Source organism: Phocaeicola sp. RTP21198st1_B8_RTP21198_201120 (assembly GCF_040929485.1).
GTDB classification, from domain to species: Bacteria; Bacteroidota; Bacteroidia; order Bacteroidales; family Bacteroidaceae; genus Phocaeicola; species Phocaeicola dorei.
Map to the genome: position 1 here is coordinate 1 of NZ_JBCOCI010000229.1, position 1,956 is coordinate 1,956.

The following is a 1,956-nucleotide window of genomic DNA, read 5'->3' on the forward strand; positions in this document are numbered from 1 at the left end:
TCTCGGTAGAAGGCTATTATAAAGATATGTATAATGTATTGGAGTATAAGGAAGGAGTCAGCTTCTTCGGTTCTTCTGCCGGTTGGGAAAATAAAGTGGAAATGGGCAAGGGACGTTCGGCAGGTATTGAGTTTATGGCACAGAAGACACTTGGAAGAACGACGGGATGGCTGTCCTACACTTTGTCCAAAAGTGATCGTCAGTTTGCTAAAGGCGGTATCAACAACGGTGAACGGTTTCCATATAAATATGACCGAAGACACAATATCAACCTGACAATCAACCATAAGTTCAACGAACGTATCGACATCGGTGCTTCCTGGGTGTTCTATACAGGCGGAACAAGTACAATCCCTGAAGAGAAAACCGCTGTCATCCGTCCTAGCGACAGCACAAACAACGGATTTGGAGGAGGATATGGATATGGAGATTATTTTGATTCAGGCATAACTTCACCCACCATCGGAGAAGCTTCGTATGTGGAGCATCGTAATAATTACCGGTTACCAGCCAGTCACCGGTTGAATGTGGGAGTCAATTTCAACAAAAAGACCAAACATGGTATGCGTACCTGGAATATCAGTCTGTATAATGCATATAATGCGATGAATCCTACCTTCGTATATCGCAGCACCAGCAAAAACGATCCCTACAAACCGATTATCAAGAAGTATACTATACTTCCATTAATTCCATCATTCACTTACACTTATAAATTCTAAACTCATTATGAGAACTCGTATATATTATCCATTTATCCAGTTTATAGCATTACTGACAACAGTATCTTGCGAAAACGAACTCCCGTTTAGTGTAAAGGACAATCCCCCCAAACTAGTGATGAACGCACTAATCAACGCAGATAGTCTGACCAATGTTCTTTACCTCAATTTCACGGGAAGAGGATACGCCACTCATGCAGAAAAAGCCACCGTGGAAGTACGTGTTAACGGACAGTTGTCAGAAAGTTTACGTCCGCTCCCACCCCAGGCGGAAGGAGATATGCAATGCCGCTTCAACATTTCCGGCAAGTTCTCTCCCGGAGATGTAGTACGTATCGACGCTCTCACTGACGACGGGCAGTATCACGCATGGGCTGAAGTTACCGTTCCACAGCGTCCCAACGAAATAACTGATATCGATACGGTCACTGTTCCACTGACACAGTATTATTATACACAGAATTACCTCCGATATAAAATCAACATCAAAGATCGCCCCAACGAAAATAATTTCTATCGACTTATCATGGATAAGCAAATGACAGTGAAAGACTATAATAATGAAATAGGCGAATATGTCACTCAAACCACACACCGTTATCATTTTATATCTCGCGAAGATGTTGTGTTGACGGACGGACAGCCTACCAACAGCGATGACGAAGATAATGGCATGTTCGACACTGTAAAGAATATATATGGGGTGTTTGACGACTCACGATTCAAAAATACATCTTATACCATGACAGTTTACAACCAGACAAATGTTGAGGGGCTTTCCAAATATGAAACGAATGTAAAGATGGATATTATTGTGCGTCTGTTAAGCATTACAGAAACCGAATATTACTATCTGAAAGCACTCAACCTGGCAGATTCCGACGCTTATGATGAGACAATAAACGAACCAATCAAATATCCCGGCAATGTGCACGGAGGGGTCGGGATTGTCGGGATCAGTACGGAGACAAGCAAAATCATTCATATAGAAAAGCCATGGATATGAAAACTCATCACCTACTATTTATACTCATCGCATTACCGCTGTTCTGTTCCTGCCGAAGCAGCCGGAGTATGTTAAGGGAGATACAAGCCTTAAAATCCAGCTTGTATTACGAGCTCACTTCTCCTATCTATCAGGAGAAAGCAGATCAAACCGTATATCTGGACTTAATCGACTACTCCAACATGGATTATTACACCAGCGTGAAACGAAAAAAGTCTGCATATATTC

Annotated in this window: 1 protein-coding gene and 2 pseudogenes; all 3 read left to right on the forward strand. The window is 42.1% G+C overall.

Translation table 11 applies throughout. The annotated features are described in order from the left end of the window. Positions 1-722, forward strand: a pseudogene (locus tag AB5935_RS24845) (TonB-dependent receptor); the annotation flags it as partial. A 7-nt stretch (positions 723-729) separates the two neighbouring features. Next, positions 730-1,728, forward strand: a complete 999-nt coding sequence (locus AB5935_RS24850; RefSeq protein WP_368327739.1) for a DUF4249 domain-containing protein — start codon at positions 730-732, stop codon at positions 1,726-1,728. Next, positions 1,725-1,956, forward strand: a pseudogene (locus AB5935_RS24855) (hypothetical protein); the annotation flags it as partial. The gene AB5935_RS24850 and the pseudogene AB5935_RS24855, both read left to right, overlap by 4 nt.